This window comes from Sporolactobacillus inulinus (assembly GCF_006539285.1).
GTDB classification, from domain to species: domain Bacteria; phylum Bacillota; class Bacilli; order Bacillales; family Sporolactobacillaceae; genus Sporolactobacillus; species Sporolactobacillus inulinus.
In genome coordinates this window covers 1-6,167 of record NZ_BJMS01000134.1, presented here as the reverse complement: position 1 = coordinate 6,167, position 6,167 = coordinate 1, and the positions used below count along the sequence as shown (strand labels likewise).

The following is a 6,167-nucleotide window of genomic DNA, read 5'->3' as shown; positions in this document are numbered from 1 at the left end:
AAGAAAAACAGCATCTGGATGTTTCGATCCAGATGCTGTTTTGTTCTGTTTGCCTTTATTTGAGTCCCCATTGCTTCGTGATGGAATCAAGCCAAATTTTTTGTCCGGACTTAGTCATCGTATGACCATCGGCAGCGACAACATCAGCGCGCTTTGCTTCTTTTGGCCACTCTGATAAATACTTAATCACTGAAATCTTTTGGCTTGACGCCTTGGCAGTCAATTCATCGATGCGTTCATTCATATAAGGAAGCTGCGATGAGTAATTGGGCGGGTTCAAGAAGAAAGCGGCGTGCTTATATTTTTTGCTCAACTGTTCGTCAATAAGCCGCACGACCGTCTGCGTATCTCCAGTGCTCACGCTGCGGTCATCCGTATAAATTGGCGGTGTATACAAAACTAAATCAGGACTGCCCTGTGCAGGTTTGAGCAAGTCCGCACTTTTTTTCATCGTATCCAGTGAATTCAGCCCGTCAATGGTTTTGGCAGTTACTGAAAAGAGCGATTCGCCAAATCTGTTGTCAAACGTCTGCTGCAGTTGAGCAGCCAGCTTCTGTTCGTTTTTTCCGCCGATCATCACAATCTGAACATGTCCGTTATTCTGATTTGCTTTTTCAGCTGCCTTCTTTACAGACTCAGGAAGTTTTGCGAGCTTCTTTTCAAAGCTGTGCTGATCCGAATCGTCCGTGCTGAGATCCTGCAGACGCGCAGAATCCTGCTTGCTTTGTGCAAGACTTGCTGCTTTTACGCGCTCGATCTTATGGTTCCAATACAGCTTACCGCCGATCACGCTTGCAAAACAGAGGACAAAAAAGACAAGAAGTGCTACTTTTTTCATCATTGTTCACCCTTAGATTACACAATATGTACAAAAAAATGATTCTGAATTTACTATAATCCATTCATGTACCGAGATGCAATCGTTTCATGGATAAACGGTGCAAATCATTCAGATTTTTCTTCACGAATGACCACAATAGTGACACGACGGTTCATCGCTTTATGCACATCGGTATCATTTTTTACGATCGGATGGTATTCGCCGTAACCGACAAAATGCATGCGTTTTGCTTCAAGCCCGTCCTTCTCAATCAAATAATTCATCACCGTTTGCGCGCGAAGTCCCGATAATTCCCAATTGGAACGGATGCCCTTACTGTTGTCGCGAAACGGTGTATTATCTGTATAGCCCTCGACACTAATCTCATTCGCTACACTTTTAAGGATCGCACCGATTCGATTCAGTACCGACTGGGCATTATTTTTCAAATCTGCCTTTCCAAGATCAAACAAGATTTTTTCCCGGAAGGTCAATTGCACGCCACGCTGCGTTTCAGTCAGCGAGACGTCAGGATCCAGTTTATTTTCCTTAATGTATTGATCCAGTTGCACATAGAGCTTGTCCAGATGCTGATTGTCTTTTTTCTTTTTCGCGTCGCTAACGTTCTCAGGCTCTTTGTCCAGAGGGATGGTTGGTTTGGTCTGTCCCTTATCCACACTTGGATACCCGAGCCCTTCTAAAAGCGAGTCGCCGTGAAAGGAAGTTCTCAGTGAAGAAACGATCGCATTAAACTTTTGATTTTCAATCGAACTCATTGAGTACATGACAATGAAAAAGACCAGCAGTAAAGTGATCAAGTCGGAATAGGTAACCAGCCAACGTTCTGAATTATGGCTTGATTCTTCAGTCCGAGTATAGTGCCTGCGCTTTCTGCTCTTTCTGCTCATAGCTGACCCGCTTCTTGGAACGCTCCCGAAGCCGCCCCGTCACCATTATTACTTGCAAGCTGCTGCTCTACTTTTCGACATTCATCCTCACTCAGAAATGCATAAAGTTTCTTCTTTAAAATCATCGTATTTTCGCCGTATTGAATGGAGAGAATCCCCTCTGTTTTCAACTGGCGGATCATTAATTCGCCGGCTAAATTGTTTTTGATTTTCGTATAAAGCGGCAAATAGATCACATTGGCACTTCCGACCCCATAAAGGGTTGCGATAAAGGCCACCGCAATTGCCGGTCCGAGTTCCGTGGCATTTTCTAAGCTTCCTAAGACATGGACGAGTCCCATAACCGTACCGATGATGCCCATCGTCGGCGCATAGCCCCCTGCCGCTTCAAAGATCCGGCCTATGGAAAGGATTTTCTGTTCATAGAGGTCAATATCTCGATTCAGTATATCATCGATCGCATCGGAATCGACACCGTCGACCACCATTTGAATGCCATTCGCCATGAACGGGTCCTTCTCAAAAGAATCCTGCTCCCCTTCCAAGGCCAACAGTCCTTCGCGTCGTGATATGTTTGCTAGATGAATCAGCTGAATGACGGTATCGTCCGGACGTTCTTTCTTCCCTTGAAAGGCATATTTTAGGATAAAAGGAACTTTTGCCAGTACTTTTCCGGGGAAACTGACAATAACCGCACCAATTGTCCCTCCGAAAACGATCAAAAAGGCAGTGATTTTTAATAATGCAATCAGCTCGCCGCCTTCAAGAAGAAATCCGACGACTAACGAAAGCAATCCGACCAGCAAGCCGATGACTGTTGCCACATCCATGTAAGTCAACCCTTTCTGCTGCGCTAATACTATTCTTCTTTCTATATCGGCATGATCCACAAAAATTTAAAGAGCATCTATGGATTCAACGACAGCAAAACGCAAAGATCGTGAGACAGCTAAGCTGCGCGACTCACTTTGATTTACTTACCGAGAAAGCAAAACTTCAGCGGCGAAGCAACCGAACCTCTTAATGTTGACGCATCACTTCCCCCAAAGTTGAAAGAGAAAAACTAACTGATCTCCAAATTATGTTAAATCTTTCCCTTCCGTTTTTTTTGTACACTTGATACAATGTAAATTGTTATCTAGTGTCGAATTGAGGCGAATCGTTTGACGGCTATCGATCAGCCGCAGCCTCTTTCCCCTTATGAAAGGGGTTTCTAATTTCAAACCAATACTCAGACGGAGTTAGTGCATGGGAGTGAGAGGCTATTATGCCTAAAGTCATTAAGCTTGAAAACTTGAAGGACGGGAGCATTTTAGCCAAAGACATTTATATCAATTCATCGGTGCTCTTCCGAACCGGAATGTTGGTCAGTTCCGAACTCATCAACTATTTAAAACGAAAAGGAGTACGCTCGGTCAGTGTTTTCGATGCCCCGGCATTTACTCCGTTTCAAAATACATTCATTCCAAAGTCGCGGCTGCCTGAGCATCAGCACAAAGAACTGACAGCACAGTTTCAGAATGAAATGACACAGATTGCGGATGAATTACGCTATGGACGGATTCTTCATTCTGAAGCTTCCTACCAATGGATACGCGGACTGTACCTTAAGTTCTATTCAAATCCAACCGTCCGTTTTCTTATGGACTGTTTGAAGCAATGGGATCCTGTGTGTTATATTCACTCGCTTGATGTGTTTGTCCTGACGAGTCTGTTTTTCAAGCATGTGAACTGGAAAGTCAGTCAAGCGTTCATGCTCGGATGCCTGCTCCATGATATCGGCAAGCTGTACACGCCGGTCGAAATTCTATTAAAAAAAGGCAAACTGACGCAGCGTGAATACCAGAGAATTACCGAACATACACTCAATGGGTACCGACTGCTTAAGAAAATGAATTTTCCGGAAGAAACCTGCTGCGTTGCTCGCTCACACCATGAACGGTTAAACGGAAGCGGTTATCCCGATCACCTGCATGTAGACATCAGCGACCGTCATTTAATCTTGATGATGATCGTCGATGTCTACTCTGCACTCACAATGAATCGATCCTACCGAAAACCAATGCTCGCGACAAAGGCGATGCAAATTCTTTTGGTTGACAGCTACACAAAACACTTATTTCACCAATCGATGTGCCACTTATTCATCAATTTCATCCATATGTTCCCGCCGGCGACGAAAGTTGTTCTTACCAACGGAGAATCCGGAATTGTCCTCGCTGACCCTACGGTCTCCGATATTCTCCCTAAAATTAAACTATGGAAAACCGGTCAGGTGATCCAGTTGCCAAGCGACCTTTCTGTAACGGTAAAAACAATCATCGGCTGGGACAGTCGTGACTTCATCGAGCAGCAGAGACAGACATGGAGCGCCTTTATTCACTACTTGATTGACGGCGATCACTTAAAAGCACTTGATTGTCTGGATACGATGTCCGATGGGATGCGTATTGAAGAGGTCTTTATCAAGCTGTTTGAACACGCGATGGACGAGATTTCACACATGCTCAGCTTGAACCAGCTGCTCAAAGCTCAATATATGGTTGCATCGTCTACAGTCGTTCGCTTGATTAGTTGGAAAATGATGGAGATTACGCGTCAGCTGCGCGCGTCCACAATGGGTGAGATCGTCATTGTTAATCTCGATTCCATTCAGGGACTGGCGCGAACCAAACTCATGAATGATCTCTTTACCATTAATGGCTGGAAAACCGAACTTCTTGTTGAAATTGATGACGGCTCGATGATTTCCGAGATCGTGAGGCTGAAAAAAGCTAAATTTCTTGCCTTTTATTGTGCGCAAAAATCGCAAACCTCTTTGCTGATTCAGCTTACTGCCACGCTTCACGATGAGTTCCCAGATTTGAACATCTTTGTTCATGGGAGCCATTCCGGCATCCTTGCAAATGATAGGTGGGCAAATCGTTTCCGATTGAGCACCAATTGCAGTGAACTCATCCGTAATATGAAGTACTATTTAGTCAGCCAGGTCCGTACTTAAGCATCTCGTCATGTGCCGTATTCTTATGATCCGTGCACGGACACTTTCGGAATTCCGGCGGTAACGGTACCTTTCAAAAAGCATGTGGCCATGGCAACGATTCCGCCGAAAATTGTATTTTTTCTGATTAACCCCAAACGGACAGTCCCGCGATCCACGCAAAACTGTCCGTTCTTCTTTTATTTACGTTTAGTTATTTCCAAGCTGTTCATTAATCATGTCATGGACGCGCTGCTGTTCAGCGGAATCCACAACCAGGTAGTAAACACCGTTGATCATTTGTCCCTTACCTTTAACTTCATAATTAATCATGTTTTTACGCGCATCACGATAGTTAAACGCTAAATTTTTCATGTCATCAAACGCTAAATTGGTCTTCACGTTGTCTCCCAACGCGTCAAGAATTTGGCTGTAGCGGGTAACTGAAGAGACATTCGCCATCTTATTGACAATCGCCATGATGACTTCCCGCTGCCGCTCGTTACGTCCAAAATCACCCTGTGGGTCAAGATGGCGCATCCGTACATAGCCCATTGCCTTTGCACCGGTGTCCAAATTGATCTGGCCCTTCGCGTAATGATAGCCTTTTTTATAATAGCCTTCGTCATACCAGTCCAATTTGTTATTGACCGTCACGCCTCCGACTGCATCAACAAGATCGCGCATGCCTTCCATATTGATCTTAATGTAAAAGTCAAACGGAATGTCGCCTAAGAATTTTTCCGCCGTACTCTCAGCCATTTTCGTTCCACCATAGGCGTACGCCGCATTGATCTTATCACTTGTCCCTCGCCCCACAATTTCGGTTCGCGTATCGCGGGGAATCGAGATCATCTGCATGGTTTTCGTCTTCGGATTTAAGGTTGTGGCGATCATTGTATCCGAGCGCCCATGATCGCCTTGACGTTCATCAACGCCGAGCAAAAGTAGGCTGATTGGTTTCTTATTCGTTACGGCTTTATGATTACCCTTGCCGGCCGAAGTTTCGTACATATCGCCTGCAGTTGATGCAACGGAATGGTACATCCACCAAACGTAACCCGCTCCTGCTGCAAACAGGATCACGATGATACTCCCGATCGTCAGTAGTATTTTTTTCTTCATAGTCTCTTCCCTTTTCTCTTAAATTCACCGCTGCTTCGACAAAATTCACTACATTCAGATCATACCATGTTCCTGAATCGAAGTGAAATGCTGCTGACAGCGAATTGTTGCGCATCAAAGAATATTTTTCGTTTCGTTCGCTGCGATTCAGGGGTTCCAATCGTAATCATTAGAAATTCTTGGTAAATCGCGTCTAAGAAATATCAGATAAACCACGCCTTTAGCGGAAGTTCCGCTTTTATGCGCGTTTTGCTTTAACTTTGGGTGTGCCGTTGGTCTGTGCTTTCATGGTTTTGCATCAACGCTTCGGTTACTCGCTTGCCACGGGCGCACC

At 44.8% G+C, this 6,167-nt stretch carries 5 protein-coding genes; 1 reads left to right on the top strand and 4 read right to left on the bottom strand.

The genetic code is table 11. The annotated features are described in order from the left end of the window. Positions 1 to 55 precede the first annotated feature (55 nt). The 3 genes from SIN01_RS13620 to SIN01_RS13610 form a co-directional block, all read right to left on the bottom strand. Positions 56 to 841, bottom strand: coding sequence for a hypothetical protein (locus SIN01_RS13620; RefSeq protein ID WP_141306135.1), 786 nt, complete (start codon positions 839 to 841; stop codon positions 56 to 58). Positions 842 to 945: 104 nt separating this feature from the next. After that, positions 946 to 1,728 (bottom strand): flagellar motor protein MotB, encoded by a 783-nt coding sequence (locus SIN01_RS13615; protein ID WP_010027822.1) that lies wholly within the window; start codon positions 1,726 to 1,728, stop codon positions 946 to 948. Further along, a complete protein-coding gene (locus SIN01_RS13610) occupies positions 1,725 to 2,558 on the bottom strand; it encodes a flagellar motor protein (RefSeq protein ID WP_010027821.1) in 834 nt (277 codons plus the stop codon). Before SIN01_RS13610 ends, SIN01_RS13615 begins: the two co-directional genes overlap by 4 nt. A 437-nt stretch (positions 2,559 to 2,995) precedes the next feature. Here SIN01_RS13610 and SIN01_RS13605 point away from each other — a divergent pair, with 437 nt between their 5' ends. Then, positions 2,996 to 4,729 carry an HD-GYP domain-containing protein gene (locus tag SIN01_RS13605; protein ID WP_010027820.1) on the top strand — a complete coding sequence of 578 codons (1,734 nt, stop codon included), beginning with the start codon at positions 2,996 to 2,998 and terminating at the stop codon, positions 4,727 to 4,729. Positions 4,730 to 4,918: 189 nt separating this feature from the next. On the opposite strand, the gene SIN01_RS13600 is transcribed toward SIN01_RS13605, so the two are convergent. Next, entirely contained in the window at positions 4,919 to 5,833 is a 915-nt protein-coding gene (locus SIN01_RS13600; RefSeq protein ID WP_010027819.1) for an LCP family glycopolymer transferase, read from the bottom strand. Between the last annotated feature and the right edge of the window lie 334 nt (positions 5,834 to 6,167).